The organism is Streptomyces dengpaensis (genome assembly GCF_002946835.1).
Taxonomy (GTDB): Bacteria; Actinomycetota; Actinomycetes; order Streptomycetales; family Streptomycetaceae; genus Streptomyces; species Streptomyces dengpaensis.
The window spans coordinates 7,729,015-7,755,049 of the sequence record NZ_CP026652.1 but is presented as its reverse complement, the minus strand read 5'-3'; the positions used below and the strand labels follow the sequence as shown (position 1 = coordinate 7,755,049).

Below are 26,035 nucleotides of genomic sequence, written 5' to 3'. Positions count from 1 at the left end.
GAGTCGCTTTCCGTACTGATTCATAGGTTCGGCTGACGGATGCCGGTCGGCTTCGGTCTGCTGTCGGTTGTGGGTGACAGCAGGCTGGAGCCGCTGGTGCTGAGTGAGACCGAGCGGCAGGTTTTGAACAACTGGGTCAAGCGCCGCAGGACCTCGCAGGGGCTCGCTCTGCGAGCGCGGATCGTCGGCACCGTCACCGTGCTGTTCCGCTTCGGGCGTGCGGGTGTCGGTCAGCCCAGCCAGCCCGGCCGCACCAGGCCCGACTCGTAGGCGAGCACGACGAGTTGGGCGCGGTCGCGGGCGCCCAGCTTGACCATGGTGCGGCTGACGTGGGTCTTCGCGGTGAGCGGGCTGACGACCAGGCGGCGGGCGATCTCCTCGTTGGACAGGCCGATGCCGACCAGGGCCATCACCTCCCGTTCCCGTTCGGTGAGTTCGGCGAGGGCGTCGGCGGCGGCGGGCTCCTTGGAGCGGGCCGCGAACTCGGCGATCAGCCTGCGCGTCACGCCCGGCGAGAGCAGCGCGTCGCCCCCGACCACCGCCCGTACGGCGCGCAGGAGTTCGTCCGGTTCCGTGTCCTTGACCAGGAAGCCGGAGGCACCCGAGCGGATCGCCTCGAAGACGTACTCGTCGAGCTCGAAGGTGGTGAGCATGACCACCTTGACGTCCTTCAGGTCCGCGTCGTCGGTGACCCGGCGGGTCGCCGCGAGGCCGTCAAGCAGGGGCATCCGGATGTCCATCAGGACGACATCGGGGCGCAGTTCGCGCACCTTGCGCACCGCCTCCTCGCCGTCCGCCGCCTCGTCGGCCACCTCGATGTCCGGCTGCGCGTCGAGCAGTGCCTTGAAGCCGGCCCGGACCAGCGACTGGTCGTCGGCGAGCAGTACGCGGATCACCGGTCCTCCTTGACCGTCAAGGGCAGAACGGCGAGCACCCGGAAGCCGCCGTCGGGGCGCGGGCCCGCTTCGATCGTGCCACCCAGAGCGGCGGCCCGCTCCCGCATTCCGGCCAGGCCGCTGCCGCTGCCGCCCGCGTCGGCACCGGTCGCGGGCCCGTCGTCGTCGATGCGCAGCCGCAGCGCGCCGTCGTCGTGATCGAGGTGCACGCGCGCGTGCCGCGAGCCCGAATGCCGTACGACATTGGTGAGGGCTTCCTGGACGATGCGGAAGGCGGCGAGATCCGTGCCGGGCGGAAGCGGCGGAGGCGCGCCCTCGACCTCGACCGTGAGGCCCGCGCTCGCCGCCTGCTCCACGAGTTCGGGCAGCCGGTCCAGACCCGGCGCCGGTGCGCGCGGCGCGTCTCCGGGCGTGCGCAGCGTGTTGAGCACCTGGCGGACTTCGCCGAGGGCCTCCTTGCTCGCGGCCTTGATGGTGGTGAGCGCCGTGCGCGCCTGCTCGGGGTCGGTGTCGAGGAGCGCGAGGCCGACGCCCGCCTGGACGTTGATCACGGAGATGCTGTGCGCGAGGACGTCGTGCAGCTCGCGCGCGATCCGCAGCCGTTCCTCGTCGGCGCGCCGTCGCGCGGCCTGCGCGCGCTCGGCCCGCTCCCGGGCCCACTGCTCACGCCGTACCCGGACCAGCTCGGCCACCGCCACGATGGCGACCACCCAGGCGGCGACGACCAGCTCCTGCCCCCAGGCCTGGGGCCCGTCCCCGGACGGCGGCAGCCAGCGGTACAGCCAGTGCGCGATCAGCACATGCCCCGCCCAGAGCATTCCGACGGCCGACCAGGCGGCCCAGCGGTGCCCCGCGACGATGGCGCTGAAGCAGCCCAGGGCCACGGCGATGAAGACCGGCCCGTACGGATACCCGGCGCCGAAGTAGATCATCGCGGCCGTCGCCGTGCCGAACACGACGGCCACCGGATACCGCTGCCGCCACAGCAGCAGGACGCAGGCCACGAGCAGCAGCACCCGCGCGAAGGGGTCGAGCGCCGCGCGTTCGCCCATCTGTTCCTGAGCCGCCAAGCGCGACCCGGCCAGCACGAACACGGCAAGCACCAGGGTGGAACGCCACGGCCACCGGGGGGCCCGCTCCTCGTCGTCCCAGCGGTGCACCCACGGCGGACCGTGCCGCCACCACGGTGGCCCGTGCCGCCACCGTTGCGGCGGGTCTTCCCCGCGTCCGAGCTGCTTGTCCATGTCCGCCACGCTAGACGCCACGGGCCACCGCTGACGTCAGCCGGACGAGGTGATCACACATACTCCCCGCGGAGTACGTCCTCGCTGCTCTCCCGCACCTTCAGCCGGCGCAGCGGCTTCGGCGCCCACCAGTTCGCGCGCCCGAGCTGCTGATGCTGGCGCTGTGCCACACCGGCCGGCCCACGGACGCGCTGGCCGCGTACGAAGGGGCGCGGCAGCGGCTCGCCGAGGCGATGGGCGCCGACCCGGGGCCTGCGCTCCAGTCCCTGCACGAGCGGATCCTGCGGCAGGACCCGACGTTGCTGCCGCTGCCGGCGATGCCGGTGCCCTGAGCTGCTAGCGCGCGGTGGCCCGTCCCTGTTGCGGGTACACCAGGCCCACGCCGTGGGCGAGTTGGGTCACCGCATGGCGGAAGAACGTTTCGCGGTCCTCCACGACTCCGTTGAACTGACCGAACAGCTCGAACCCGACCAGCCCGTACAGCTGCGCCCAGGCCGCGACGAGCGCCGTCACCGTCTCGGGGGTGAGATCGGGCGCGAAGTCGGCTGCCATCCGCACGGCCTCGGGGGCCAGCTCGGCGGGCAGCGGCGGCTTGGCCAAGCCGAGGCCCTGGTGCGCGTCGCGGACGATGTCGATGAGGACGAGGCCGACACGGGAGGCGGCCGGAACGGTGTCCTCCGGCGCGGTGTAGCCGGGGACAGGCGATCCGTAGATCAGCGCGTACTCGTGCGGATGCCCGAGCGCCCAGCCGCGCACGGCCTCGCACACCGCGATCCAGCGCTGCGCCGGCCCGGCCTCGGCGGCGTTGTCGTGGGCCGCCTCCGCGCTCTCGCCCAGGGAGTTGAAGGCGTCGATGATGAGGGCCGTGAGCAGGTCGTCGCGGCTGGGGAAGTAGCGGTAGAGCGCGGAGGAGGCCATGCCGAGCTCGCGGGCCACGGCCCGCAGCGAGAGCTTGGCGGCGCCTTCTGCCGCGAGCTGTCTGCGCGCCGCGTCCTTGATGGCGGCGGTGACCTCGATCCTGGCTCGGGCGCGGGCGCCTTGTGCGGTACTCATGCCGGGCAGTGTCCCACCGTTTTCAGAGCAGTGCACGCAATTGAGAGCGACGCACAAAAAAGAGAGCGGTGCTCTTGCTTCGGGTAGCCGACCTCATTCACACTGCCCTCAAGCGAGAGCAGTGCTCACGCTTTTCGCCCCCAAGGCGCAGGCATCCTGTCCACACACGTCACCGCATGTCCGCACATGTCCATGCACGTCCACCTCGAAAAGAGCTGAGCCCTCGGCCGCGGGCCCCGGCCCCCGGCCCCCTTGGGTCACCGATCGAGCGCGGTCAGGGCGCGGCCGGCCAGCGGATGGGTACGGACGATTTCGCCCAGCGACGTCGAGCCGCGCGTTATCCCGGTGAAGGCCTTCCACGCGGGCCGGAAGCCCGTGATCGCCGCGTGGAACATGCCCGGCCGGCGCTCGAAGACGGTCAGCAGGCGCTTGCCGACGCTCATCTCGACGCCGAGCCCCGCCTTGATCGCGAAGGCGTAGTTCAGCGCCTGGCGCCGGGTGTCCACCGCGTCGTGCGCCTCGGCGATCCGTACCGCCCACTCCCCCGCGAGCCGCCCGGAGCGCAGTGCGAAGGAGATGCCCTCGCGGGTCCAGGGCTCGAGGAGTCCCGCCGCGTCGCCGCACACCAGCACCCGACCCCGCGACAGCGGCGAGTCGTCGGCGCGGCAGCGCGTCAAGTGGCCCGAGGAAATGGCCGGTTCGAACCCCGCGAGCCCGAGGCGGGCGATGAAGTCCTCCAAGTACCGCTTGGTGGCGGCGCCTTCACCGCGTGCGGAGATCACGCCGACGGTGAGCGTGTCCCCCTTCGGGAAGACCCACCCGTAACTGCCGGGCAGCGGTCCCCAGTCGATCAGTACCCGTCCCTGCCAGTCCTCGGCGACGGTCTCCGGTACCGGGATCTCCGCCTCCAGGCCGAGGTCGACCTGGTCGAGCTTCACGCCGACGTGCGCCCCTATCCGGCTGGCGCTGCCGTCGGCGCCGACGACCGCCCGCGCCAGCACCGTCTCGCCGCCCTGCAGCACGACGGCCACGGTGCGCCGGTCCGGCACGGCTGAGCCGTGCTGTTCGACGCGCGACACCGTGACGCCCGTGCGCAGTTCGGCGCCCGCCTTCTGGGCGTGTTCGACGAGCTGCTGGTCGAACTCGGGCCGGTTGATCAGCCCGAACAGCATCTGCTTGGAGCGGCGGGTACGGGTGAACCGGCCGTCGAGCGAGAACGTGACCGCGTGCACCCGGTCCTGGAACGGCAGCTCGAAGCCGGGCGGCAGCGCGTCGCGCGAGGGGCCGATGATGCCGCCGCCGCACGTCTTGTAGCGGGGCAGCTCCGCCTTCTCCAGCAGCAGGACGCTACGTCCCGCGACCGCTGCCGCATAGGCGGCGGAGGCACCCGCCGGCCCCGCGCCGACCACGACGACGTCCCACACCCGCTGCCCGTCGTCCGTCGAAGAGTTCTCGCTGCTCACGATGGTCTATTGCTCCCAGTCCAACCGTCTGCCGCACTTGTCCCCCGCATCCTACGGCGGGCATCGCCGCAGGCCGCTGTGGGAGGATCGGCAGCGTATGCGCCCCGCACACCAGTACGCGCATACGCACCGCACGATCACATGTACACAGAAGTACAACGTCAGTAAAACGTCGCACCCACAAGGAGCGTGCCCATGTCGTCGAATCCGGTCGCCGAGACCGTCGCCTCGCTCATGCCCCGGGCTAAGGCGGAGCTCACCGAGCTGGTGGCCTTCAAGTCGGTGGCGGACTTCGACCAGTTCCCCAAGAGCGAGAGCCAGGGCGCCGCGAACTGGATCGCCGACGCGCTGCGCGCCGAGGGCTTCCAGGACGTGGCACTGCTCGACACCCCCGACGGCACGCAGTCGGTGTACGGCTTCCTGCCCGGGCCCGAGGGCGCGAAGACGGTCCTGCTGTACGCGCACTACGACGTGCAGCCGCCGCTGGACGAAGCGGCCTGGCTGACGCCGCCGTTCGAGCTGACCGAGCGCGACGGCCGCTGGTACGGGCGCGGCAGCGCGGACTGCAAGGGCGGCGTCATCATGCACCTGCTGGCCCTGCGTGCGCTCAAGGCGAACGGCGGCATTCCGGTGCACATCAAGGTGATCGTCGAGGGTTCGGAGGAGCAGGGCACGGGCGGGCTCGAGCGGTACGCCGAGGCGCACCCGGAGCTGCTGACCGCCGACACCATCGTCATCGGTGACGCCGGCAACTTCCGGGCCGGTCTGCCGACGGTCACCGCGACGCTGCGCGGCATGACCCTCGTACGCGTTCAAGTGGACACCCTCGAAGGCAACCTGCACTCGGGGCAGTTCGGCGGAGCGGCGCCCGACGCGCTCGCCGCGCTGATCCGCGTACTGGACTCGCTGCGGGCAAAGGACGGTTCGACGACCGTCGACGGGCTGACGGGCGACGCCACGTGGAACGGCCTGCAGTACGACGAGGAGTCGTTCCGCAAGGACGCGAAGGTGCTCGACGGCGTGGAGCTCATCGGCTCCGGCACGGTCGCCGACCGCATCTGGGCGCGTCCGGCCGTCACCGTCCTCGGCATCGACGTCCCGCCGGTGGTCGGCGCGACCGCGTCCGTGCAGGCGGGCGCCCGCGCGCTGATCAGCCTGCGGGTGCCGCCGGGCGCGGACACGGTCGAGGCGACCAAGCTGCTGCGGGCCCACCTCGAGGCGCACACGCCGTGGGGCGCACGGGTGAGCACCGAGCAGGTCGGCGGGGGCCAGCCGTTCCGCGCCGACACCTCCAGCCCGGCGTACGCGGCGATGACCGAGGCGATGTCGGTCGCCTACGCCGGCCAGGAGATGCAGTACGCGGGCCTGGGCGGCTCCATCCCGCTGTGCAACACCCTTGCCTCGCTGTACCCGCAGGCGGAGATCCTGCTCATCGGCCTGAGCGAGCCGGAGGCGCAGATCCACGCGGTGAACGAGGGTGTCTCGCCGGACGAGCTGGAGCGTCTGTCGGTCGCGGAGGCGCTGTTCCTGCGCAATTACGCGGCGAGCTGATCACTCCGCCCACAGCGGAGGGCCCTCGCCATCAGGCGCGGGCCCTCTCCGCGTCCGGCTCATGGATGTCGCCGAAGTCCTTCCCGGACTCCGCATGTTGAGCTTCCCGGTCGGGCTGTCCGTGATGCGACGCGGCGCCTGCCGGTGGGACTCCGAGTGGGGCGCGGCTCACCCGCCGAGCGCGGTCCGGGCGTCAGCCGACCGGGACCCCGGCCTCCAGATAGAGCGCCGCCCCGCGCTCGCGCGCCCGCAGGGCCCAGCGCAGTCGTTCGTAGCGCACGGGCGGCAGCAGGCCGGCGGCCTCCTCCTCGGTGACGAAGCGCCAGTCGCGTAGCTCGGGGCCGGGCAGCAGCAGTTGCCGGGCGGCCGTCGCGTCGAGCTGGCCGCCGTCGAAGAGGAGCCGCAGGCCGCCGAAGCCGGGAGGCGCGGGCGACTCCCAGTCGACGACAAGGAGAAGGGGCACGTCGTCGAGCGTGAGGCCGGTCTCCTCCTTGACCTCGCGCATGCCCGCGCGCGCGGGCGCCTCGCCGGGTTCGACGACACCTCCGGGGAATTCCCAGCCAGCCTTGTACGTCGGGTCGACGAGCAGCACCCGGTCCTGTTCGTCGAAGAGGAGCACCCCCGCGGCGACGGTCTCCGCGGTGGGTTCGGGCGTTTGCACGATGTCGCACACGGGCACGTCCCCGGTGCGTACGGCGTCGGCGATGCGCAGGGCGGTGTCGTACGGGGTGAGCGCGCTGGTGTCCACGGGGTGGGCGTCGGCGGTGAGCCAGGAGGCGAGCGCGGTGCGGTAGGGCTCGATGTGGTCGTAGGACCACTTGCGCACGCTCATGTCGCCGTCCGGCGGGTCCGAGGGCACCGCGCGCCTGGCTATTCGCTCGCGCAGGATCGTTTCCGCCGGGGCGAGCAGCACATGCCGTACGGGGATCCGGCGCGCGGCGAGGCCGCCGAAGATCTCGTCGCGGTACTCCTGGCGGAGCAGGGTCATCGGGACCACGAGAACACCGCCGAGTTCCGCGAGCATGGCGGCCGCGGTGTCGACCACGAGGCGTCGCCAGATGCGCAGGTCCTGGAAGTCGCCGACCTCGGCGAGGCGTTTGGGCGGCAGCAGCTGCGTGAGTGTGCCGCCGATGACCTCGGGGTCGAAGAGCGTGCTGTTCGGGATCAGCTCGATCAGTTCCCGTGCGGTGGTGGTCTTCCCCGCACCGATCGCACCGTTGATCCAGATGATCACGGTTCCCCCTCTTCTGTTGGCCCCCAGAGGCTTGCCCGCTCAACCCTGCCACGGAAACCAGGCCCTGATGAGGGCGCCGACAGCGCGGCGCCGGTCCCCTCCCAAGGGCACCGGCGCCGCACTTCTCGGCTCAGCCGTTCTGACCGCCCAGCGGGCTCTCGTCCACGGCCATGCTGCCGCTGCTGACCGTTTGATCGAGCGTGGTGTGTGTGTCCTCGATGGGGAGATCACCGAGGACGTCGTGGTCGAGGGCGTGCGACGGGGTGATCGCCGCGACGACGAACCCGGTGGCGAGGGAGGCGATGGCGAGCATGCTGCGCTTCTTCATGCCCGGTTAAACTACGAAGTGCGCGACGGGTCACGGGGTGAAGATTCCTCGTACTGCGGGGGGCTGCCTCGGCCCGGCCCCCGGCCGTCACGGCCGCCCCTACTGGGCCGCCGCTGACCAAGCGTTGTGGGTGATGCGGACCAGGTCGGTCCGCGAGCGCATCGACAGGGCCTGGAAGATCTGACGCAGGTGGTAGGTATGTCACCGCGGACCGGCCCCCAGCCGTTCATCGTCGACTGCCGCGGCACGTCTCCGAGGGGGGAGACCCCCGGATCGGACCCCGATTCCGGTCAGACCCGGTCCGCGGTCACACCCCGGCCGCTGTCGCGCTCGGGTTCACGTTGAGCGCGGCCGCGGCCGCGCCGACGAGGCCGGCGTCCGTGCCCATCAGCGCGGGCACCACGGTCAGCCGCTGCACGAAGGACAGCGTCGCGTAGTCGGCCAGCGCCCTGCGCAGCGGCGTGAACAGGACATCCCCCGCCTTGGCCACTCCCCCGCCGATGACGGCGATGTCGATCTCGACGAGGGTCGCGGTCGCCGCGATGCCCGCCGCGAGGGCCTGCGCGGCGCGCTGGAAGGAGGCCACGGCCACCGGGTCGCCCGCGCGGGCGGCCTCGGCCACCGCGGCGGCCGAGGTGTCGCCGTCGGGGCCGGGCCGCCAGCCGCCCTCCAGCGCGCGGCGTGCGATGTTCGGGCCGCTCGCGATGCGCTCGACGCAGCCGCGTGAACCGCACGGGCAGGGATCGCCGTCGAGGTCGACGCTGATGTGCCCGATGTGGCCCACGTTGCCGGTGGGGCCGGGGTGCAACTGCCCGTTCAGGACGAGCCCGCCGCCGACGCCCGTCGACACGACCATGCACAGCGCGTTGTCGTGGCCGCGGGCGGCACCCTGCCAGTGCTCGGCCGCCGTGATGGCGACGCCGTCGCCGATGAGCTCGACGGGCACGCCCGTGGCCGCACGGACCCGCTCGACCAGCGGGTAGCCCCGCCAGCCGGGCACGTTCACGGGGCTCACGGTGCCCGCGGCGCGGTCCACCGGGCCCGCGCTGCCGATGCCCACGGCGCGCACCCTGCCCCACAGCGGGGAGACGGTCAGCTCGCCGATCACGGCCTCGACGGCCCGCATCACGGTGTCGCCGTCCTCCCGCGCGGGCGTCGCACGCTGCGCGCGCAGCAGGATCCGGCCGTGGTCGTCCACCAGCGCCCCGGCGATCTTGCTGCCGCCGATGTCGAGCGCGGCCACGAGGTCGGTGTGCATCAGAGTCAGATCTCCCAAGGCGGTGTCGTGTCGGACCCGCCGCGCAGCGCCGCGGGTCCAGGTCCCCGGCCATCATGTGCAGGACGACGCACCCCTGGGGGGAAGGCGCAGGCCGGAGTTGCGGTGGACAGTCTCTCCCGCATCTGACAACGTTGTCCAGGCCCTATGCTCGACGCCACATCCTCATACAACCCCATGGACCGACGCATCCCCGTTGACGACAGGACAGGACAGCGCATCGTGGCCGAGACCGCCCGACGAGCAGACCGCCACTCCGGAACCCGCTACGGAAACCGTCCCACCATGAAGGACGTGGCAGCGCGTGCCGGAGTCGGCCTCAAGACGGTCTCGCGGGTGGTCAACGGCGAGCCGGGGGTCACTCCGGACACCGAGCGCCGCGTCCAGGAGGCCATCGAAGCACTGGGCTTTCGCCGCAACGACAGCGCGCGGGTGCTGCGCAAGGGCCGTACGGCGAGCATCGGCCTCGTCCTGGAGGACCTCGCGGACCCGTTCTACGGGCCGCTGAGCCGCGCGGTGGAGGAGGTGGCGCGGGCCCATGGCGCCCTGCTGATCAACGGCTCCAGCGCCGAGGACCCGGACCGCGAGCAGGAGCTGGTCCTCGCCCTGTGCGCGCGCCGCGTGGACGGGCTCGTCGTCATCCCGGCCGGCGACGACCACCGCTACCTCGAGCCCGAGATCAAGGCGGGCGTCGCCACGGTCTTCGTGGACCGCCCGGCCGGGAAGATCGACGCCGACGCCGTCCTGTCGGACAGCTTCGGCGGCGCCCGCGACGGTGTCGCGCACCTCATCGCCCACGGCCACCGCCGGATCGGCTTCATCGGCGACATGCCCCGCATCCACACGGCCGCCGAGCGGCTGCGCGGCTACCGCGCCGCCATGGAGGAGGCGGGCATACCGGTCGAGGACGCGTGGATGTCCCTCGGCGTCACCGACCCGCAGCGGGTACGGAAGGCGGCCGAGGACATGCTGTCCGGCCCCTCCCCCGTCACCGCGATCTTCGCCGGCAACAACCGCGTCACCGTCACGGTCGTCCGCGTCATCGCCGAGTGCGGCCGCCCGGTCGCCCTCGTCGGCTTCGACGACATCGAGCTCGCCGACCTCCTCAAGCCCGGCGTCACCGTCGTCGCCCAGGACGCCGCCGCCCTCGGCCGCACCGCCGCCGAACGCCTCTTCCGCCAACTCGACGGCACCCTCGTCACCCCGGAACGCATCGAACTCCCGACCCGCCTGATCACCCGCGGCTCGGGGGAACTGCCGCCGACGGACTGAGCGATGGGCGACCCTGACCCCCGCACGCTCGACGCGCTCGGCCTCGCCGAGGCGCCGCGCGACCATCCGCTGACCTATCCGGGCGCCTGGCCCGGGGAGTCCGGACTCCTGGACGGGGACCGGCTTTTGCCCCTGACCCGCCGGGTGTACGAGGACCGTGTCCCGGTCGTCGCGGTCGGCTCCAACGCCTGCCCCGCCCAACTGCGCCACAAGATGGCCGAGTACGAGGTGTCCGGCACGATCCCGATGGTGAAGGCGCGGGTCACCGGCATCGGCATCGGTGTCTCGGCCCATGTGAGCCTCCTGGGCTACGTGTCCGCGTCTCCGTTCCACGCGCCAGGCGCGGTCGGCGAGTTGTTCCTCACCTGGCTCGACGCCGCCCAGCTGGCGGTGGTCGACGCGAGCGAGGGAGTCCCGGCGGCCACGGGGGCGTACGACCGCGCCTGGCTGCCCTCCTCCGACATCCGGATCGAGCTGGATTCCGGCGAGCTCCTGCCCGGCGCGTACCTCTACGTCAACCGCCGTGGTGTCCTCCACGACGGTTCCGGGACGCCCCGCGCCCACCCGGGCGAGCGCCCGCTGCTCGCCTCGCTCCTCAGCGGATCACCGCGCCTGCGCCGGTTGTTCGGGGACACACCCGAGGAGTTCTGCGCCCGCGCCCGCTTCGACCGAGCGCTCTGCGAACGGGGAACCCGGCTGTTCGCCGAGGAACGGATGACCACAGCTTCCGGACTGGAAAGGTACGCACAGCCCGAAAGGTACGCACGGCCCCGGCGGACGTAGTCGGCCCATCGAGCGCGCCGGAGGCCGCCGGGCGCTACCGCCCCGCGATCGTCAGATCCCCCGCCGCGGCGAAGCGAAGCCCTCCAGGTCCGTGCGGGTCAGCCCCGTCAGCCGGGCGACCTGGGCGATGTCGAGGGCGCCGCAGTCCAGGCCGCGCAGCAGGTAGCCGCTGAGGGCCTTGGCGGTGGCGGGCTCGTCCATGACGTCGCCGGTGGCGTGGTTGGCGTAGCGGGTGAGGCGGGACGCGGCCTGTTCGAAGCCTTCGCGGTAGAAGGCGAAGACGGCCGCGTAGCGGGTGGGGATGTGGCCGGGGTGCATGTCCCAGCCCTGGTAGTAGGCGCGGGCCAGGGCGCGGCGGGTGAGGCCGTAGTGCAGCCGCCAGGCGTCGTGAACCTTCTCGGTCGGGCCGACCGGCAGGACGTTGGTGGAGCCGTCCGAGACGCGTACGCCGGTGCCCGCGGCCGCTACCTGCATGATCGCCTTGGCGTGGTCGGCGGCGGGGTGGTCGCTGGCCTGGTAGGCGGCGGAGACGCCGAGGCAGGCGCTGTAGTCGAAGGTGCCGTAGTGCAGACCGGTGGCCCGGCCCTCGGCGGCCTGGATCATGCGGGCGACGGTCGCGGTGCCGTCGGCCGCGAGGATCGACTGGCTGGTCTCGATCTGGATCTCGAAGCCGATCCGCCCGGGCTCCAGGCCGCGCGCCTTCTCGAACTCCGCCAGGAGCCGGACCATCGCGGTGACCTGCTCGGCGTAGGTGACCTTGGGGAGCGTCAGGACCAGCCCCCCGGGCAGACCCCCGGCCTCCATCAGGCCCGTGAGGAAGATGTCGAGCGTGCGGATGCCCCGGTCGCGTACCGGCGCCTCCATGCACTTCATGCGGATGCCCATGTACGGGGCCGCCGTGCCGTTCTCGTACGCCTCCGCGATCAGGCGGGCCGCGCGGGCCGCCGCCGCGTCCTCCTCGGCGTCCGGGCGCGGGCCGTAGCCGTCCTCGAAGTCGACGCGCAGGTCTTCGATGGGTTCGCGCTCCAGTTTGGCGCGTACGCGGTCGTACACGGGCTCGGCGAGTTCGTCGGAGAGGCCGAGGACGGCGGCGAAGGAGGCGGCGTCGGGGGCGTGTTCGTCGAGGGCGGCGAGGGCCCGGTCGCCCCAGGAGCGGATGGTGTCGGCGGCGAAGACGTCGCCGGGGACGTACACGGTGTGGACGGGCTGCCGGGTGCCGGGGTCTCCGGGGTAGCGGCGCTCCAGCTCGGCGTCGACCGGGGCGAGGGAGGCGCTGATCTCCTCGCTGACGGCGCCCGCGAGGCTCGTCGCCACCGTCTCCTGCTGTCCCTGCCCCATCCCGCACACTCCTGTTTTCCGCACTACGGAATCAACAATCCGTTGAACGAAGTTATCTGTACGGCTTCCAGCTGGTCAACGCCCTGTCCACAGCCTGAGCCGTCGCGTTCACTCCCGCCGCCAAGTACCTCTGCACCCCCTTTCGCACTTCGGTCCGCCCCTTCATCCTGACTCGCCGGGAGGGAATCACATGTCGGACACCCACAGAAGGACCCGTCGTATGGGCCGGAGAACGGCACTGGCCGTCGCGATCGCCCTGCCCCTGCTCACCACGGCGCAGGCCTCCGCCACCCGGCGCGCCGACCGCCCCCTGGACGTCATGACCTTCAACCTGCGCTTCGCGAGCACCACGGAGCCCAACAGCTGGGCGGTACGCCGTCCGGTGATGCGCGAGCTGTTGCGCGGTGAGGCGCCCGACGTCATCGCCACCCAGGAGGGCCTCTACCAGCAACTGCTCGACATCGAGTCCGACCTCGGACCGCACTACGACTGGATCGGCACCGGCCGCGAGGGCGGCAGCCGCGACGAGTCCACGGCGATCTTCTACGACACGCGCCGCCTGGCCCCGGTCGAGCACGACACCTTCTGGCTCTCCGACACACCCAGGGTGATCGGCTCGAACACCTGGGGCGCTCAGCTCCCGCGCATCGCCACCTGGGTGCGTTTCCGCGATCTGCGGGGCGGCGGGCGGGAGTTCTACGTCCTCAACACCCACCTGGACCACGCGAGCCAGTACGCACGCGCGCGTGCCGCCTCGCTCATCGGGGAGAGGATCGCGGAGCTCGACCGGTCCCTGCCGGTCCTGGTGACCGGCGACTTCAACGCGGTGGCCCACATGAACCCGGTCTACGACATCCTGCTGGGCGCCGGCCTTGCCGACAGCTGGGACACGGCCGCCAGGCGCGGCAAGCTGTACGCGACCTTCCACGGCTACCAGCCGCTGACGCCGGACGGCGACCGCATCGACTGGATCCTCGCCACCACGGGCGTTACGGTGCACCGGGCGTCGATCAACACCTTCGCGCGGGACGGCCAGTTCCCGAGCGACCACCTGCCCGTGCAGGCCTCACTGACCCTGGGATGAGCCTCACCGGCCCTGGGACGGACCGAGGCCCCCGCGACCGGCGAGCGGTCACGGGGGCCTCGTACAGCCTGGCGGTGCTCAGCCCTTGCGGGTCTTGATCTCCTCGGTCAGCTGCGGGACGACGTCGAAGAGGTCGCCGACCACGCCGTAGTCGACCAGGTCGAAGATCGGAGCCTCGGCATCCTTGTTGATCGCCACGATCGTCTTCGACGTCTGCATACCGGCCCGGTGCTGGATCGCACCGGAGATGCCGGAGGCGATGTACAGCTGCGGAGACACGGACTTGCCGGTCTGGCCGACCTGGTTGGTGTGCGGGTACCAGCCGGCGTCGACGGCGGCACGCGAGGCACCGACGGCCGCGCCGAGGGAGTCGGCGAGCGCCTCGATGATCGCGAAGTTCTCCGCACCGTTGACGCCACGGCCGCCGGAAACCACGATCGCGGCCTCGGTCAGCTCGGGGCGGCCGGTCGACTCGCGCGGGGTACGCGCGGTGACCTTGGTGCCGGTGGCCTTCTCGGAGAAGGAGACCGCGAGGGCCTCGACGGCGCCGGCGGCCGGGGCGGCCTCCACGGGAGCCGAGTTCGGCTTGACCGTGATGACCGGAGTGCCCTTGGAGACACGGGACTTGGTGGTGAAGGAGGCGGCGAACGCGGACTGTGTGGCCACCGGACCCTCGTCGCCGGCCTCCAGGTCGACGGCGTCGGTGATGATGCCGGAGCCGATGCGGACCGCGAGGCGGGCCGCGATCTCCTTGCCCTCGGCGGAGGACGGGACGAGCACGGCGGCCGGGGAGACGGCCTCGTACGCGGCCTGCAGCGCGTCCACCTTCGGGACGACCAGGTAGTCGGCGTACTCGGCGGCGTCGTGCGTGAGGACCTTCACCGCGCCGTGCTCGGCGAGCGCGGCGGCGGTGTTCTCGGCGCCGGAGCCGACGGCGACGGCGACGGGCTCACCGATGCGGCGGGCCAGCGTCAGCAGCTCCAGGGTGGGCTTGCGGACGGCACCGTCCACGTGGTCGACGTAGACGAGAACTTCAGCCATGGGACTTCTTCTCTCCTGCTTACGAAAGATGAGGGACGGTCAGTCGGTCGGGGCTCGACGAGCCTCGAACGGGCCTTAGATGAACTTCTGGCCCGCGAGGAACTCGGCGAGCTGCTTGCCGCCCTCGCCCTCGTCCTTGACGATCGTGCCGGCGGTGCGCGCCGGGCGCTCGGCCGCGGAGTCGACCTTGGTCCAGGCGCCTTCGAGGCCGACCTCGTCCGCCTCGATCTCCAGGTCCTCGAGGTCCCAGGACTCCACGGGCTTCTTCTTGGCGGCCATGATGCCCTTGAAGGACGGGTAACGCGCCTCGCCCGACTGGTCGGTGACCGACACGACGGCCGGGAGGGAGGCCTCGAGCTGCTCGGAGGCGGAGTCGCCGTCGCGGCGGCCCTTGACGGTGCCGTCCTCGACGGAGACCTCGGAGAGCAGCGTGACCTGCGGGACGCCCAGGCGCTCGGCCAGCAGGGCGGGGACCACACCGGCGGTGCCGTCGGTGGAAGCCATGCCGGAGATGACCAGGTCGTAACCGGCCTTCTCGATCGCCTTGGCCAGCACCAGCGACGTACCGATGACGTCCGTGCCGTGCAGGTCGTCGTCCTCGACGTGGATCGCCTTGTCGGCGCCCATGGAAAGCGCCTTGCGCAGCGCGTCCTTGGCGTCCTCGGGGCCGACGGTCAGCACGGTGATCTCGGCGTCGTCGGCGTCCTCGGCGATCTGCAGCGCCTGTTCGACGGCGTACTCGTCGAGCTCCGAGAGCAGACCGTCCACGTCGTCACGGTCGACGGTCAGGTCATCGGCGAAGTGCCGGTCGCCAGTGGCGTCGGGCACGTACTTCACAGTGACAACGATCCTCAAGCTCACGCCGGCTCTCCTACTGCATCGTCTTTTCTGGGCTGCCTTCTTTCAGGCAGCATAGGCGCCTGAAGCGGCCGATCCCGGTCGGGGCGACCCGCGCTCCGAACGAAATATTACTCGTCAGTACACCCGCTGACTGCCCACTAAGCAAGCGCTTTGAACTGTGACCTTGGCAACGCTGTGTAACCGGAGAGTAGGACCGCCGAGTAGGACCGGCCAGTAGCCTCAGTCGCGCAGGCCGTTGAAACGCCCCTGGTGGTACAGGAGGGGGCGGCCCGCGCCCGAGGGATCACCGAGGACGACCTCGGCCAGAACGATGCGGTGGTCCCCCGCGGGCACGCGCGCGACGACGCGGCAGACGAGCCAGGCGAGGACGTCGTCGAGGACGGGAACTCCCTCGGGGCCGTTACGCCAACGGGTGGGCGCGCCGAAGCGGTCGGCGCCGCTCCGGGCGAAGGTGGCGGCCAACTCCTGCTGGTGTTCGCCGAGTATGTGGACGCCGACGTGGTCGGACTCGGAGATCGCGGGCCAGCTGGAGGCGCCGATGCCGATGCCGAAGGAGACGACAGGGGGCTCGGCGGAGACCGAGGTGAGCGAGGTGGCGGTGAAGCCGACGGGGCCTCCGGGGCCACCGGCCGTGATCACGGCGACACCGGCAGCGTGCCGCCGGAAGACGCAGCGCAGCAGGTCGGGAGATGCGAGTCGGGATGTGCCGAGGCCGGGCATGGCCGTCATGGAGCTGTCCTTCTGCGAGGGGGACGAGCGGGGTCCGTGGGTGCTCAACAGCCCGGACAGCGCGCACTCGCGGTGCGGGCGAGGTCCACGTGGACACGCTCGAAGAGAAGGAGTTCCGGGGGCATAGGGTCAGGCTGACGATAGGTGGCGCGTGCAGTCAAGCGTGTTCCGGCATCTGGGAGATCCCTCACCATGATCGCCACGCGTCAGACAGCCTCCCCCAGCGCCGCGATCACATCCGCCTTGCGGGGCTGCCCCGTTGCCCGCCGTATGATCCGCCCGTCCGCGTCGAGCACGAGCACGGTCGGGGTCTTGAGGATGCCGAGGTCACGGACGAGGTCCAGGTGGTCCTCGGCGTCGATCTCCACGTGGGACACCCCGGGGACCATGTCGGCCACCTCGGTGAGCACCCGCCGGGTCGCCCGGCAGGGCGCGCAGAAGGCGCTCGAGAACTGCACGAGCGTGGCCCGTTCGCCGAGCCCCTCGCCCAACTCCGCCGCGCCGAGCCGCTTTCCGCCGTCGCGCCCGCGCACTCTCACCCTCCCGCTCCGCCGCCGATGCAGCACTCCGTAGGCACTCGCCAGCACGAGCACGGCCACGCACACCACAAGTCCGGTCATCCCCTGCACAAGCATTCACAAGACCGCAAAGATTCCCGACCCCCAGCATCCGGCACCGTGCGGAATGCTTGATTCATGGACATCGATGTGAGGGGGCCGCGGTTCGGTGCGGCCGTGACGACGGTCGTGCTGGCGCTGGTGCTGATCACCGGGAGCGCCTGGCTGCTGGCCTGGCAGACGCTGGCTTTCGCGCTGGGCACCGCGGGCGGCGTGGCGCGCTCCCCGTACGGCTGGCTGTTCAAGAAGGCCGTACGTCCCCGGATCGGGCCGCCCACGGAGTTCGAGGCGCCCGAACCGCCGCGGTTCGCGCAGGCGGTGGGGCTCGCGTTCGCGGTCGTGGCGCTGATCGGGTACACGGCGGGGCCGCAGTGGCTGGGGCTCGCGGCGACCGGATGCGCGCTCGCGGCGGCGTTCCTCAATGCGGCGTTCGGGTATTGCTTGGGGTGCGAGATGTACCTGGTCGTACGCCGCATGACGGTACGTGCGGAGTAAAGGCCGATTAAAACTCCGAGGTGGATCACTTGACGGACGTGACGAGGATCTCGCCGTTCCGTGGCACCAGGACTGGCTACTCGTTCGTTCTTCGGGCACGATCTGCGCATTGCCGTATACCTACGGCTGCGTAACTTTCCCGCCGGGAGACCCCTTCCCGAGCAGAGAGAAGGGTCCACCCCGTCCATGGCAGAGCTTGTCTACCGTCCCGTCGTCGGCCTCGCCCAAACGCTGTTCAAGGTGTGGGACCTCAAGATCGACTGCCAGGGATCGGAGAACATTCCGCGCTCGGGCGGCGCCGTGCTGGTGAGCAATCACATCAGCTATCTGGACTTCATCTTCGATGGTCTGGCCGCCCTGCCGCAGAAGCGCCTGGTGCGCTTCATGGCGAAGGAGTCGGTCTTCCGGCACAAGATCTCCGGTCCGCTGATGCGCGGCATGAAGCACATCCCGGTCGACCGCAAGCAGGGCGAGACGGCGTACCAGCACGCGCTGGAGTCGCTGCGTTCGGGCGAGATCGTGGGCGTCTTCCCGGAGGCCACCATCTCGCAGTCGTTCACCCTGAAGAGCTTCAAGTCGGGTGCCGCGCGCATGGCCCAGGAGGCCGGCGTCCCGCTCATCCCGATGGCCCTATGGGGCACCCAGCGGCTGTGGACCAAGGGGCACCCGCGCAACTTCAAGCGCAGCCACACTCCGATCAGCATCCGGGTCGGTGAGCAGGTGGAGGCCTCGCAGGACCAGTACGCGGGTGCGCTCACGCGCCGGCTGCGCGAGCGCGTCCAGGAGCTCCTGGAGGCCGCGCAGCGCGCCTATCCCGTACGGCCCAAGGGCGCGGACGACACCTGGTGGATGCCCGCCCATCTCGGCGGCACGGCACCGACCCCCGAAGAGGTGCGCGCGGCCGAGGCCCGCTGAATCGTCCCGTCCGCCGCGGGCGGGCGTGGTGAATCGTCACCCCGGGGCGACCGCGGCGCGCCGATGCGTCACTCCGGGGAGACCGCGGCCCGCCGACGCGTCACTCCGGGGCGTGGACGGTGATCTGCGCCCCGGGGCTGAACTTCTCCAGCAGCTCGGCGAGTTCGGCGCCCGCCGCCTCGACGTCGGCGACCGGCATCGGCGCCAGGCTCTCCAGGAGGAAGACCGCGGAGGCGGACTCCTCGGTGAGCCGTGTGCGCGGGCCCTGGCGCCAGTTCCAGCGCCGGCAGGTCACGCCCGCGTCGTCGCGCCACACCACCTCGCCCGCGTCGGGGTGCTCGACGACCTCCTCGCCGCCCGCGACGGTCACGAAGTCCTCGTCGCCCCTGGCGCGTACGAGCCGCATCCCGCCCTGGATGTGGCCGGTGTCCTCACCGCCGACCGGGATCAGATGGGCGACGCTGATCGCGTTGTAGACGTCCACGAGGACATTGATCCGGGGCAGTCCGGCGTCCGAGAGGGCACGCTTGGCCAGCGCCTCCGCGGAGTTGCGGGTGCGCGACGGCTTGGAGCCGAACGCCGTGTACACCTCCCGCCAGGCTGTCATGTGCGGGTCCTCGTGCGGGGCGCGGCCGTCCAGTCGTACGGCCAGCCGTCGCGCCGCGTCGTCGAGCAGCGCCGAAGTCCCCTCCGTGCTCGGCCCGTTGACCAGTCCGTGCGCCTCGACGGCGAGGTGGGTGAAACCGGGTGCGAGGGCGCGCACCTCGTCGGAAACGGTGAGCGTGAGAGTCATGGGCTGCCTCAGAGTGCGGTGGGGAGCGTTTTCCAGAGGTACGGCCGGTCGGGGGCGGCCTTCAGGGCGCTCAGCACGACCGGGTGCGGTTCAGCGTACAGCACTGGGTAGTCCAGCTCATTGGACTCGGGATCGGGCGTGAAGGCCAGCCGCTCACCGTCGAGCGAGAACTGCGCGTCCACTCCCGGCTTGTTGCCACGGGGGTCCTGCCGATGCCAAGCGCCGTTGAACCGTACGGCGACGAGCCCGTGCACCTCGTCGAACTTCTGATAGCAGAACGCCGTCGGGATGTCCTCGGCCCGCAGCAGCGCGGCCAGGGCATGCGCCTTGGCGTAGCAGATGCCGGTGCGCTGCTCCAGCACGTCGGAGGCGCGCCAGGTGACGCGCAGATCTCCGGAGTCCTGCGAGTGCGGAATGGTGTCGCGCACGAACTCGAACGCCGCCCGCGCATAGGCATACGAGTCGGCCGCCCCCTTGGCGAGACGCGCGGCCGTCTCGTGTACCACCGCATGATGGTGGTCGACTACCTCATCGGCGGCCAAGTAAGCGGACAGATCGGTGGCGTTCTGGATCAGCTCCATGCCCGGAGAGCATAGGAATGCGATCAGCGAGACTCAATGACTTTTCAGGCGACCGCATACCTATGCGCTAGGTGGCGCCAAGGAAGCCCCTGGCCTACTGGCGGGCCATCTCCTCCTTGAGTGCCGCCACGAACCCGTCGACGTCCTCCGCGGTGGTGTCGAAGGCGCACATCCAGCGGACGTCGCCCACGGCCTCGTCCCAGAAGTAGAAGCGATAGCGCTTCTGCAGGCGCTCGCTCACGTCGTGCGGCAGGCGGGCGAAGACCGCGTTGGCCTGGACCGGGTAGAGGATCTCCACGCCGTGCACCGCGCGCACGCCCTCCGCGAGGCGCTGGGCCATCTCGTTGGCGTGGCGGGCGTTGCGCAGCCACAGATCCTTGGCGAGCAGCGCCTCCAGCTGTACGGAGACGAAGCGCATCTTGGAGGCGAGCTGCATCGACAGCTTGCGCAGATGCTTCATGTGGCTGACGGCGTCCTGGTTGAGGACGACGACGGCCTCGCCGAACAGCGCGCCGTTCTTCGTGCCGCCCAGGCTCAGGATGTCGACGCCGACCGCGTTGGTGAACGTCCGCATCGGGACATCCAGGGAGGCGGCCGCGTTGGCTATCCGGGCGCCGTCGAGGTGCACCTTCATGCCGTACGCGTGGGCGTGGTCGCAGATCGCGCGGATCTCACCGGGCGTGTAGACGGTGCCGAGTTCGGTGTTCTGGGCGATCGAGACGACCTGCGGCATCGCGCGGTGCTCGTCGTCCCAGCCGTACGCCTGCCGGTCGATCAGCTCGGGGGTGAGCTTGCCGTCGGGTGTGGGCACGGTGAGCAGCTTGAGGCCGCCCATGCGCTCGGGGGCGCCGCCCTCGTCGACGTTGATGTGCGCGCTCTCCGCGCAGATCACCGCGCCCCAGCGGTCGGTGACCGCCTGGAGGGCGACCACGTTCGCGCCGGTGCCGTTGAAGACCGGGAAGGCCTCGGCCGTGGCACCGAAGTGGCTGCGGATGATCCGCTGGAGGTTCTCGGTGTACGCGTCCTCCCCGTACGCGACCTGATGGCCGCCGTTGGCCAGCGCCAGGGCGGCGAGCACCTCCGGGTGGGCTCCGGCGTAGTTGTCACTGGCGAAACCGCGGACCTCCGGGTCGTGATGACGACGCGCGTCGGTCTTCGGGGGGTTCACGGCTTCTCGGTCAGCCACAGACGGTTTCCGTTCACTTCGGCGGCGGGCTTCTCCCAGACGCCGGCGATGGCCTCGGCCAGGTCCTTGACGTCCGTGAAGCCCGCGAACTTCGCGTTGGGCCGTTCGGCGCGCATCGCGTCGTGGACCAACGCCTTCACCACCAGGATCGCAGCCGCCGACGTCGGGCCCTCAGCGCCCTCGGCGATCCCGGCCTTGTTGAAGTAGTCGGCCATGGCCAGCGTCCACGCCTCGGCGGCGGCCTTGGCGGCGGCGTACGCCGCGTTGCCCGCCGTGGGCTTGCTCGCGCCGGCGGCGCTGATCAGGACGTACCGGCCGCGCTCGCTGCGCTGCAGCGCCTCGTGGAAGGCGAGGGAGGTGTGCTGCACGGTGCGGATGAGCAGCAGTTCGAGCAGGTCCCAGTCGTCGAGAACCGTCTTGGTGAAGGTCTCGCTGCCGCGCCAGCCGCCGACGAGGTGGACGAGACCGTCGACCTTGCCGAAGTCCTTCTCGATGCGCGAGGCCCACTCACGGGTCGAATTCAGGTCGAGCAGGTCGACCGTGTCCCCGACGACGGTGGCGCCGCCGTGCGCGTAGCTGGCCGCGTCCACGGCCTCCGCCAGCCTCTCCGGGTCGTTGTCCGCGCCGACGACGATCGCGCCCGCTTCGGCGAGCCGCAGCAGTGCCGCCCTGCCCGCGGGTCCGCCCGCGCCCGCCACCGCGATCACCGCACCGCTGAGAGCCCCGTTCCCCATGATCTTCGCCTCCTGAGCCGTGTCCTGGGTGCCACGGGCGCTCATGCGGCGGCCCGCTCGGCGCTCGCCGCCGTGATGCCCTTGGTGGAGGCGATCACGTTCTTCAGCTTCTTCGAGAGCGCCTCATAGAACATGCTCAGCGGAAACTCGTCCGGAAGCACGTCGTCCACGAGCTTACGCGGGGGCTGGGTCAGATCGAGGGCGTCCGGACCCTTGGCCCAGTGGGAGCCGGGGTGCGGGGCGAGGTAGGTGGAGACCAGCTCGTACGCCTTGAACCAGTGGACGAGCTTGGGGCGGTCGATGCCGGCCCGGTAGAGGTCCTCGATCTCGGCGCACAGCTGGTTGGTGACCTGCGGGGCGCGCTGCCAGTCGATGTGCAGCGTGTTGTCGGTCCAGCGGACGACGTCGTGCTGGTGCAGGTACGCGAAGAGCAGCTGGCCGCCGAGGCCGTCGTAGTTGCGGACGCGCTCGCCGGTGATCGGGAAGCGGAACATGCGGTCGAAGAGCACCGCGTACTGCACGTCACGGCCCTGCGGGAAGCCGTCGGCCTCCAGCTTCACGGCCTCCTTGAAGGCGGTGAGGTCGCAGCGCAGTTCTTCGAGGCCGTACATCCAGAACGGCTGGCGCTGCTTGATCATGAACGGGTCGAAGGGCAGATCGCCGTGGCTGTGGGTGCGGTCGTGGACCATGTCCCAGAGCACGAAGGCCTGCTCGCAGCGCTGCTGGTCGTGGACCATGGCGGCGATGTCCTCGGGCAGCTCCAGGCCCAGGATGTCCACGGCGGCTGCGGTGACGGCGCGGAAGCGGGCGGCCTCGCGGTCGCAGAAGATGCCGCCCCAGGAGAAGCGCTCGGGCGCCTCGCGCACGGCTATGGTCTCCGGGAAGAGGACGGCCGCATTGGTGTCGTAGCCCGCGGTGAAGTCCTCGAAAGTGATGCCGCAAAAGAGCGGGTTGTCGTAACGGGTGCGCTCCAGTTCGGCCAGCCAGTCCGGCCACACCATGCGCAGCACCACCGCTTCGAAGTTGCGGTCCGGATTGCCGTTCTGCGTGTACATCGGGAAGACCACCAGGTGCTGGAGGCCGTCCTCGCGGTGCGCGGCGGGCTGGAAGGCCAGCAGCGAGTCGAGGAAATCCGGCACCTGGAAGCCGCCGTCGGCCCAGCGCCGCAGGTCCTTCACGAGCGCCTCGTGGTAGGCGGCGTCGTGCGGCAGCAGCGGGGCGAGCTGCTCGATCGCGTCTATGGCACGCCGTACGGCCAGCTCGGCGTCGGAGACGTCCGGGGCGACCTCCGCCTCGAAGTCGATGGAGCCGTCCTTGGACTGCCAGGGCCGGATCTCCTCCACGGCACCCTTGAGCACAGGCCATGCCGGGTGCTCCACCACCCTGGCCACGGGAGGAACCCGTTCCTCCGAACCCACCTGCTCAAGAATTTCCGTCATGTCCCATCCTCCACGGGAGAACCTCGCGTATGGACACCGTATGTATGCGAGGTTCCTTCTCGCAAGAGGAGGCTCGGGAAATTATCCTGCGCTACCCCCACCTTCACCGCTCTTTTTCCTGCCGGACACGGTGGAGGCCACTACTTCCGCCACGCGCCCCTGGGCGGCGCGGGCATCCGTGAGAAGCTCGGGGTAGCCGAAGAAGCCGTGGAACATGCCCGGATAGTGGTTCTCCGTGACCCGCACACCGGACGTCCGCAGCTTCGCGGCGTAGGCGCGGCCCTCCTCGCGGAGCAGATCGAAGCCCGCGGTGACCACGTGGGCGGGCGGCAGACCATGGAGATCGGCCACCAGAGGCGAGGCGTACGGGTGGAACCGGTCGCCGTCAGGTCCGAAGTACTGATCGATGAACCAGCGGCCGTGGGCCGGAGTGAGGAAGTGCCCCACGCCGGAAAAGCGGTCTGGGGAGTCGCTCCGGCCGGCCGCGCCGTCCCGGCCGGACGCTCCGCCCCGCGGCCGTACGTCGGTGGCCGGGTAGACAAGCACCTGGAGCGCGAGCGCCGGGCCGCCCCGGTCGCGGGCGATCAGCGCCGCGACGGCCGCGAGGTTCCCGCCCGCGCTGTCGCCCGCTACCACCAACGCGCCCGGATCCCCGCCCAGTTCGCCGATGTGCTCCGCGGCCCAGCACAGCGCGGCGTACGCGTCGTCGACTGCCGCGGGGAAGCGCGCCTCCGGCGCGAGCCGGTAGTCGACCGACACGACGGCCGCGCCGGCGTCCCGGCACAGGGCACGCGCGATGGGGTCGTACGTGTCCAGCCCGCCGATGACCCATCCGCCACCGTGAAAGAAGACGACCGTGGGGCAGGGCCCGGATGGCGGAGCCGGCGCGGGCAGATAGACGCGTACGGGAATCTCCGGCGCCCCTTCCGGCCCCGGTACCGCGCGGTCCTCGACGCAGCCCACAGCCGGCGGGGCGAAGGGCCACGCGGGCGCGGCGGCGAGGATGCGGCGGGCCTCGGCCGCGTCGGTGACGGTGCCCCCGAGGTCCGGGAAATGGCCTCTGATGGTGTCGATAAGGGCGAGGACCTCGGGCGCGGGTTCGGTGGGCATGCGGCACCTCTCCGGGGCGATCGGAACAACTCCTTGCAGAACAGAGACATGACTAGACGCCGGCCCAGCACGTGGCAAGGGCCCCCGCCCGGTCAACCGCAAGGGGACTCGCCCACCCCAGAGTGACGCGTCCCGGCGCCCCGACGCGGGACTCCCCTGCCAGGGTGCCCCGGTTGCCCCGCGTACGACCGGGTCCATCGCACAGCGGGGCTATTAGGCTGCGACCTTGCCGCGTGGACGCCCCCGTCGGAACCACGCGCGAGCCGAGCCGCCGTCGACGGAAGCGAGTCGCATCTTGAACTTCGTCACCATCGGTCATCGCGGAGTCATGGGTGTAGAGCCCGAGAACACCCTCCGTTCCTTCATCGCCGCCCAGCACGCGGGCCTGGACCTGATCGAACTCGATCTGCATCTGAGCAAGGACGGCGCCCTCGTCGTCATGCACGACACCGAAGTGGACCGTACGACCGACGGCTCGGGGCCGATCGCCGAGAAGACCCTCGCCGAGCTGCGCACGCTGGACGCCGGACACGGTGAGCGCGTCCCCGTCTTCGAGGAGGTCCTGGACGCCGTCAGGACGCCGCTCCAGGCGGAGATCAAGGATGTCGCGGCGGCCAGGGCGCTCGCCGATGTCATGCACCGGCGGGACCTGGTCGGGCGCGTCGAGGTGTCGTCGTTCCACGACGAGGCGATCGCGGAGATCGCCCGGCTCGTACCGGGCGTACGCACCGCGCTCATCGCGAGCCGCTATGGCATCGATGTCGCGGACCGCGCCACGAAGGTCGGAGCGGCGACCGTCTGCCTCAACATCCGCCGGCTGACCCTGGAGGTCGTCGAGCACGCCCGCAAGGCCGACCTGCGGATCATCGGCTGGGTGGTGAACACCCAGGACCAGCTGCGGCTGGTGCGCGCACTGGAGCTGGACGGAGCGACCACCGACTACCCCGAGATCAAACGCACCGGCCGCTTCACCGCGTGAACGCCGGCGTCGACGCCGGCATGAACCTCACACCAGCAACTTGACCAGCAGTTCGAACTGCAGGTCGTCGCGCTGCGGAATACCGAAGCGCTCGTCGCCGTACGGGAAGGGCGTCATCTCTCCCGTACGGCGGTAGCCGCGCCGCTCGTACCAGGCGATGAGGTCGTCGCGTACGGAGATCACCGTCATGTGCATATCCGTGACGCCCCAGGCCTGGCGGGCGGCCCGCTCCGCCTCCGCGATGATCACCTTGCCGAGCCCCTCGCCCTGGAGCGCGGGGCTCACCGCGAACATGCCGAAGTAGGCGTGGTCGCCACGGTGTTCGAGCTGGCAGCAGGCGACGACCGTGCCGTCCCGCTCGACGGTCAGCAGCCGGCTGTCGGGCGCCTTGATGACCGCGAGGACGCCCTCGGGGTCGGTCCGCTGCCCTTCGAGGATGTCCGCCTCCGTGGTCCAGCCGGTCCTGCTGGCGTCCCCGCGGTACGCCGACTGGATCAGCGCGACCAGGACGTCCACGTCGCCGTCGGTGGCGTCGCGGAAAGTCAGTCCGGTGGGGGCGGCGGTGTCCATGGCGCGGTTCTCCGTTCGCTGGCGCGGCTCGGGCACCGACGAGGGTATCCCTCCCCTAGGCTCCGGGTGCATGGTGCATGTACTGAGCAGCCGGACCCTTCTGCGTCCCACCGACCCGGAGCGCTCCCGGACCTTCTACGGCCGGCAGCTGGGCCTGGCCGTCTACCGCGAGTTCGGCACGGGCCCCGAGCGCGGGACCGTCTACTTCCTCGGCGGCGGCTTCCTGGAGGTCTCCGGTCGCTCCGAGACGCCACCCTCCCCCGCGCTCAAGCTGTGGCTCCAGGTCGCGGACGTGTCGGCGGCACACAAGGAGCTGACGGCCGCGGGAGTCGAGGTGCTGCGGCCTCCGGTGAAGGAGCCGTGGGGGCTGATCGAAATGTGGATCGCGGATCCGGACGGCACCGAGATCGCGATCGTGGAGGTCCCCGATGACCATCCGCTGCGCTACCGGCCCTGAGGCGTC

At 71.0% G+C, this 26,035-nt stretch carries 29 protein-coding genes; 10 read left to right on the top strand and 19 right to left on the bottom strand.

The window, feature by feature from the left end:
* Positions 1-39 precede the first annotated feature (39 nt).
* On the top strand, positions 40-270 hold the full coding sequence (locus C4B68_RS36165; protein WP_099503282.1) for a hypothetical protein: 231 nt from the start codon (positions 40-42) through the stop codon (positions 268-270).
* On the opposite strand, the gene C4B68_RS36160 is transcribed toward C4B68_RS36165, so the two are convergent.
* Together C4B68_RS36160 and C4B68_RS36155 are read right to left on the bottom strand one after the other, a co-directional pair.
* On the bottom strand, positions 231-896 hold the full coding sequence (locus C4B68_RS36160; protein ID WP_099503284.1) for a response regulator: 666 nt from the start codon (positions 894-896) through the stop codon (positions 231-233). The genes C4B68_RS36165 and C4B68_RS36160 overlap by 40 nt on opposite strands.
* Positions 893-2,140 (bottom strand): sensor histidine kinase, encoded by a 1,248-nt coding sequence (locus C4B68_RS36155; RefSeq protein WP_099503286.1) that lies wholly within the window; start codon positions 2,138-2,140, stop codon positions 893-895. Before C4B68_RS36155 ends, C4B68_RS36160 begins: the two co-directional genes overlap by 4 nt.
* Before the next feature lie 152 nt (positions 2,141-2,292).
* Between C4B68_RS36155 and C4B68_RS36150 the strand changes: the two genes are divergently transcribed.
* Positions 2,293-2,472 (top strand): AfsR/SARP family transcriptional regulator, encoded by a 180-nt coding sequence (locus tag C4B68_RS36150; RefSeq protein WP_099503288.1) that lies wholly within the window; start codon positions 2,293-2,295, stop codon positions 2,470-2,472.
* Positions 2,473-2,476: 4 nt separating this feature from the next.
* Here C4B68_RS36150 and C4B68_RS36145 read toward each other — a convergent pair whose 3' ends face one another.
* Entirely contained in the window at positions 2,477-3,193 is a 717-nt protein-coding gene (locus C4B68_RS36145) for a TetR/AcrR family transcriptional regulator (protein ID WP_099503289.1), read from the bottom strand.
* 257 nt (positions 3,194-3,450) lie between these two features.
* A complete protein-coding gene (locus C4B68_RS36140; RefSeq protein WP_099503291.1) occupies positions 3,451-4,656 on the bottom strand; it encodes a geranylgeranyl reductase family protein in 1,206 nt (401 codons plus the stop codon).
* Positions 4,657-4,851: 195 nt separating this feature from the next.
* Here C4B68_RS36140 and C4B68_RS36135 point away from each other — a divergent pair, with 195 nt between their 5' ends.
* Positions 4,852-6,207: a dipeptidase gene (locus C4B68_RS36135; protein WP_099503293.1), complete on the top strand. Its 1,356-nt coding sequence runs from the start codon at positions 4,852-4,854 to the stop codon at positions 6,205-6,207.
* A gap of 193 nt (positions 6,208-6,400) precedes the next feature.
* Here the strand turns inward: C4B68_RS36135 and C4B68_RS36130 are convergent, their stop codons facing one another.
* The 3 genes from C4B68_RS36130 to C4B68_RS36120 form a co-directional block, all read right to left on the bottom strand.
* A complete protein-coding gene (locus C4B68_RS36130; protein WP_099503295.1) occupies positions 6,401-7,441 on the bottom strand; it encodes an NUDIX hydrolase in 1,041 nt (346 codons plus the stop codon).
* A gap of 130 nt (positions 7,442-7,571) precedes the next feature.
* Positions 7,572-7,769, bottom strand: a complete 198-nt coding sequence (locus C4B68_RS36125; RefSeq protein ID WP_099503297.1) for a hypothetical protein — start codon at positions 7,767-7,769, stop codon at positions 7,572-7,574.
* A gap of 307 nt (positions 7,770-8,076) precedes the next feature.
* Positions 8,077-9,027: an ROK family protein gene (locus C4B68_RS36120; RefSeq protein ID WP_099503299.1), complete on the bottom strand. Its 951-nt coding sequence runs from the start codon at positions 9,025-9,027 to the stop codon at positions 8,077-8,079.
* A gap of 195 nt (positions 9,028-9,222) precedes the next feature.
* On the opposite strand from C4B68_RS36120, the gene C4B68_RS36115 reads away from it, so the two are divergent.
* Both C4B68_RS36115 and C4B68_RS36110 read left to right on the top strand, forming a co-directional pair.
* On the top strand, positions 9,223-10,317 hold the full coding sequence (locus tag C4B68_RS36115) for a LacI family DNA-binding transcriptional regulator (protein WP_099503466.1): 1,095 nt from the start codon (positions 9,223-9,225) through the stop codon (positions 10,315-10,317).
* 3 nt (positions 10,318-10,320) lie between these two features.
* Positions 10,321-11,100 (top strand): hypothetical protein, encoded by a 780-nt coding sequence (locus C4B68_RS36110; protein WP_099503301.1) that lies wholly within the window; start codon positions 10,321-10,323, stop codon positions 11,098-11,100.
* A gap of 51 nt (positions 11,101-11,151) precedes the next feature.
* Here the strand turns inward: C4B68_RS36110 and C4B68_RS36105 are convergent, their stop codons facing one another.
* Positions 11,152-12,438, bottom strand: coding sequence for a DUF6986 family protein (locus C4B68_RS36105; protein ID WP_099503302.1), 1,287 nt, complete (start codon positions 12,436-12,438; stop codon positions 11,152-11,154).
* Between the two features lie 220 nt (positions 12,439-12,658).
* Here C4B68_RS36105 and C4B68_RS36100 point away from each other — a divergent pair, with 220 nt between their 5' ends.
* Entirely contained in the window at positions 12,659-13,522 is an 864-nt protein-coding gene (locus tag C4B68_RS36100; protein ID WP_373682241.1) for an endonuclease/exonuclease/phosphatase family protein, read from the top strand.
* Between the two features lie 78 nt (positions 13,523-13,600).
* Here the strand turns inward: C4B68_RS36100 and C4B68_RS36095 are convergent, their stop codons facing one another.
* The 4 genes from C4B68_RS36095 to C4B68_RS36080 form a co-directional block, all read right to left on the bottom strand.
* Positions 13,601-14,563 (bottom strand): electron transfer flavoprotein subunit alpha/FixB family protein, encoded by a 963-nt coding sequence (locus C4B68_RS36095; protein WP_099503305.1) that lies wholly within the window; start codon positions 14,561-14,563, stop codon positions 13,601-13,603.
* A gap of 75 nt (positions 14,564-14,638) precedes the next feature.
* Positions 14,639-15,424 carry an electron transfer flavoprotein subunit beta/FixA family protein gene (locus tag C4B68_RS36090; protein ID WP_099503307.1) on the bottom strand — a complete coding sequence of 262 codons (786 nt, stop codon included), beginning with the start codon at positions 15,422-15,424 and terminating at the stop codon, positions 14,639-14,641.
* 219 nt (positions 15,425-15,643) lie between these two features.
* A complete protein-coding gene (locus tag C4B68_RS36085; protein ID WP_099503309.1) occupies positions 15,644-16,153 on the bottom strand; it encodes a flavin reductase family protein in 510 nt (169 codons plus the stop codon).
* A 206-nt stretch (positions 16,154-16,359) separates the two neighbouring features.
* Positions 16,360-16,773: a TlpA family protein disulfide reductase gene (locus C4B68_RS36080; RefSeq protein ID WP_099503468.1), complete on the bottom strand. Its 414-nt coding sequence runs from the start codon at positions 16,771-16,773 to the stop codon at positions 16,360-16,362.
* Between the two features lie 75 nt (positions 16,774-16,848).
* Between C4B68_RS36080 and C4B68_RS36075 the strand changes: the two genes are divergently transcribed.
* Together C4B68_RS36075 and C4B68_RS36070 are read left to right on the top strand one after the other, a co-directional pair.
* The gene (locus C4B68_RS36075; protein ID WP_099503311.1) at positions 16,849-17,265 is read left to right on the top strand and encodes a DUF4395 domain-containing protein; all 417 of its coding nucleotides are present in this window, start codon (positions 16,849-16,851) and stop codon (positions 17,263-17,265) included.
* A gap of 186 nt (positions 17,266-17,451) precedes the next feature.
* Positions 17,452-18,180 carry a lysophospholipid acyltransferase family protein gene (locus C4B68_RS36070; RefSeq protein WP_099503313.1) on the top strand — a complete coding sequence of 243 codons (729 nt, stop codon included), beginning with the start codon at positions 17,452-17,454 and terminating at the stop codon, positions 18,178-18,180.
* A 100-nt stretch (positions 18,181-18,280) separates the two neighbouring features.
* Here the strand turns inward: C4B68_RS36070 and C4B68_RS36065 are convergent, their stop codons facing one another.
* From C4B68_RS36065 to C4B68_RS36040, 6 genes are all read right to left on the bottom strand, one after another.
* Positions 18,281-18,973 (bottom strand): B3/B4 domain-containing protein, encoded by a 693-nt coding sequence (locus tag C4B68_RS36065; protein WP_099503314.1) that lies wholly within the window; start codon positions 18,971-18,973, stop codon positions 18,281-18,283.
* A gap of 8 nt (positions 18,974-18,981) precedes the next feature.
* The gene (locus C4B68_RS36060) at positions 18,982-19,554 is read right to left on the bottom strand and encodes a transglutaminase domain-containing protein (RefSeq protein ID WP_099503316.1); all 573 of its coding nucleotides are present in this window, start codon (positions 19,552-19,554) and stop codon (positions 18,982-18,984) included.
* Between the two features lie 94 nt (positions 19,555-19,648).
* The gene (locus C4B68_RS36055; protein WP_099503318.1) at positions 19,649-20,722 is read right to left on the bottom strand and encodes a threonine aldolase family protein; all 1,074 of its coding nucleotides are present in this window, start codon (positions 20,720-20,722) and stop codon (positions 19,649-19,651) included.
* Positions 20,719-21,474 carry an SDR family NAD(P)-dependent oxidoreductase gene (locus tag C4B68_RS36050; protein ID WP_099503470.1) on the bottom strand — a complete coding sequence of 252 codons (756 nt, stop codon included), beginning with the start codon at positions 21,472-21,474 and terminating at the stop codon, positions 20,719-20,721. Before C4B68_RS36050 ends, C4B68_RS36055 begins: the two co-directional genes overlap by 4 nt.
* A 41-nt stretch (positions 21,475-21,515) precedes the next feature.
* Complete coding sequence (locus tag C4B68_RS36045; protein ID WP_099503320.1) at positions 21,516-22,913, bottom strand: DUF6421 family protein; 1,398 nt, start codon at positions 22,911-22,913, stop codon at positions 21,516-21,518.
* Between the two features lie 81 nt (positions 22,914-22,994).
* Positions 22,995-24,023, bottom strand: coding sequence for an alpha/beta hydrolase (locus C4B68_RS36040; RefSeq protein WP_099503322.1), 1,029 nt, complete (start codon positions 24,021-24,023; stop codon positions 22,995-22,997).
* A 295-nt stretch (positions 24,024-24,318) separates the two neighbouring features.
* On the opposite strand from C4B68_RS36040, the gene C4B68_RS36035 reads away from it, so the two are divergent.
* Entirely contained in the window at positions 24,319-25,002 is a 684-nt protein-coding gene (locus tag C4B68_RS36035) for a glycerophosphodiester phosphodiesterase (RefSeq protein WP_099503324.1), read from the top strand.
* A 27-nt stretch (positions 25,003-25,029) separates the two neighbouring features.
* Here C4B68_RS36035 and C4B68_RS36030 read toward each other — a convergent pair whose 3' ends face one another.
* The gene (locus C4B68_RS36030) at positions 25,030-25,572 is read right to left on the bottom strand and encodes a GNAT family N-acetyltransferase (RefSeq protein ID WP_099503326.1); all 543 of its coding nucleotides are present in this window, start codon (positions 25,570-25,572) and stop codon (positions 25,030-25,032) included.
* 70 nt (positions 25,573-25,642) lie between these two features.
* On the opposite strand from C4B68_RS36030, the gene C4B68_RS36025 reads away from it, so the two are divergent.
* Positions 25,643-26,029 carry a VOC family protein gene (locus tag C4B68_RS36025; RefSeq protein ID WP_099503328.1) on the top strand — a complete coding sequence of 129 codons (387 nt, stop codon included), beginning with the start codon at positions 25,643-25,645 and terminating at the stop codon, positions 26,027-26,029.
* Positions 26,030-26,035 lie beyond the last annotated feature (6 nt).

What these genes read in the sequence shown, in the direction of transcription:
- C4B68_RS36155 (WP_099503286.1), bottom strand. Translation starts at nt 2,140, where the DNA reads ATGGACAAGCAGCTCGGACGCGGGGAAGACCCGCCGCAACGGTGGCGG.
- C4B68_RS36120 (WP_099503299.1), bottom strand. Translation starts at nt 9,027, where the DNA reads ATGCACACCGACCTCGTGGCCGCGCTCGACATCGGCGGCAGCAAGATC.
- C4B68_RS36060 (WP_099503316.1), bottom strand. Translation starts at nt 19,554, where the DNA reads ATGGAGCTGATCCAGAACGCCACCGATCTGTCCGCTTACTTGGCCGCC.
- C4B68_RS36115 (WP_099503466.1), top strand. Translation starts at nt 9,223, where the DNA reads ATGGACCGACGCATCCCCGTTGACGACAGGACAGGACAGCGCATCGTG.
- C4B68_RS36075 (WP_099503311.1), top strand. Translation starts at nt 16,849, where the DNA reads ATGGACATCGATGTGAGGGGGCCGCGGTTCGGTGCGGCCGTGACGACG.
- C4B68_RS36030 (WP_099503326.1), bottom strand. Translation starts at nt 25,572, where the DNA reads ATGGACACCGCCGCCCCCACCGGACTGACTTTCCGCGACGCCACCGAC.
- C4B68_RS36135 (WP_099503293.1), top strand. Translation starts at nt 4,852, where the DNA reads ATGTCGTCGAATCCGGTCGCCGAGACCGTCGCCTCGCTCATGCCCCGG.
- C4B68_RS36025 (WP_099503328.1), top strand. Translation starts at nt 25,643, where the DNA reads ATGGTGCATGTACTGAGCAGCCGGACCCTTCTGCGTCCCACCGACCCG.
- C4B68_RS36110 (WP_099503301.1), top strand. Translation starts at nt 10,321, where the DNA reads ATGGGCGACCCTGACCCCCGCACGCTCGACGCGCTCGGCCTCGCCGAG.
- C4B68_RS36045 (WP_099503320.1), bottom strand. Translation starts at nt 22,913, where the DNA reads ATGACGGAAATTCTTGAGCAGGTGGGTTCGGAGGAACGGGTTCCTCCC.
- C4B68_RS36150 (WP_099503288.1), top strand. Translation starts at nt 2,293, where the DNA reads ATGCTGGCGCTGTGCCACACCGGCCGGCCCACGGACGCGCTGGCCGCG.
- C4B68_RS36125 (WP_099503297.1), bottom strand. Translation starts at nt 7,769, where the DNA reads ATGAAGAAGCGCAGCATGCTCGCCATCGCCTCCCTCGCCACCGGGTTC.
- C4B68_RS36080 (WP_099503468.1), bottom strand. Translation starts at nt 16,773, where the DNA reads ATGACCGGACTTGTGGTGTGCGTGGCCGTGCTCGTGCTGGCGAGTGCC.
- C4B68_RS36070 (WP_099503313.1), top strand. Translation starts at nt 17,452, where the DNA reads ATGGCAGAGCTTGTCTACCGTCCCGTCGTCGGCCTCGCCCAAACGCTG.
- C4B68_RS36145 (WP_099503289.1), bottom strand. Translation starts at nt 3,193, where the DNA reads ATGAGTACCGCACAAGGCGCCCGCGCCCGAGCCAGGATCGAGGTCACC.
- C4B68_RS36050 (WP_099503470.1), bottom strand. Translation starts at nt 21,474, where the DNA reads ATGGGGAACGGGGCTCTCAGCGGTGCGGTGATCGCGGTGGCGGGCGCG.
- C4B68_RS36165 (WP_099503282.1), top strand. Translation starts at nt 40, where the DNA reads ATGCCGGTCGGCTTCGGTCTGCTGTCGGTTGTGGGTGACAGCAGGCTG.
- C4B68_RS36065 (WP_099503314.1), bottom strand. Translation starts at nt 18,973, where the DNA reads ATGACTCTCACGCTCACCGTTTCCGACGAGGTGCGCGCCCTCGCACCC.
- C4B68_RS36105 (WP_099503302.1), bottom strand. Translation starts at nt 12,438, where the DNA reads ATGGGGCAGGGACAGCAGGAGACGGTGGCGACGAGCCTCGCGGGCGCC.
- C4B68_RS36095 (WP_099503305.1), bottom strand. Translation starts at nt 14,563, where the DNA reads ATGGCTGAAGTTCTCGTCTACGTCGACCACGTGGACGGTGCCGTCCGC.
- C4B68_RS36100 (WP_373682241.1), top strand. Translation starts at nt 12,659, where the DNA reads ATGGGCCGGAGAACGGCACTGGCCGTCGCGATCGCCCTGCCCCTGCTC.
- C4B68_RS36040 (WP_099503322.1), bottom strand. Translation starts at nt 24,023, where the DNA reads ATGCCCACCGAACCCGCGCCCGAGGTCCTCGCCCTTATCGACACCATC.
- C4B68_RS36085 (WP_099503309.1), bottom strand. Translation starts at nt 16,153, where the DNA reads ATGACGGCCATGCCCGGCCTCGGCACATCCCGACTCGCATCTCCCGAC.